Genomic DNA, 522 nt, shown 5'->3' with positions numbered 1-522 from the left:
GCCCACAACCCGCCGGGTGTACAGGTCAAGCACCGCTGCCAGGTAATGCCAACGACCAGCTGCCCAGACGTAGGTGATATCGCCACACCACACCTGATTGGGTTGCTGGACATCAAATTCGCGGGCCAGCAGATTGGGGATATCCGGTCGTTCAGACTGTGCCACCTTATAGCGGTGTGCGCCAGGCTGTTTGGATACCAGACCGGCTTCCTTCATCAGGTTACGTACTTTGAATCGACCAATCTGATACCCCAACTCTCGCATCATCGACATCAAGGCACGGCTGCCTGCCGAGTCCCTACTCTCTTTAAACAACCGGCGCAACTCACAGCGCTGTTGCATGCGCTCACGGTTAATCGTCCGCTTGCGAGCCAGATAGTCGTAAAAACAAGATGTTGGAACATCGAAAGCACAGCAGACCAGGGTGATGGGGGCTTGCTCTCTTAATTGGTCTATCAGCGCGTACGTGTGAACTCGTCCGTCATCAAGAGAGCCGTAGCCTTTTTTAGAATGTCTGTCCCG

Annotated in this window: 1 protein-coding gene; it reads right to left on the bottom strand. The window is 54.4% G+C overall.

All coding sequences use genetic code 11. The annotated features are described in order from the left end of the window. On the bottom strand, nucleotides 1-522 hold a 522-nt coding region (locus AACT07_RS22370; protein ID WP_139126513.1), incomplete at both ends, for an IS3 family transposase.

The organism is Aeromonas sp. ANP5 (assembly GCF_963870295.1).
Taxonomy (GTDB): Bacteria; Pseudomonadota; Gammaproteobacteria; order Enterobacterales; family Aeromonadaceae; genus Aeromonas; species Aeromonas veronii.
This window is presented reverse-complemented; position numbering and strand designations above follow the sequence as displayed.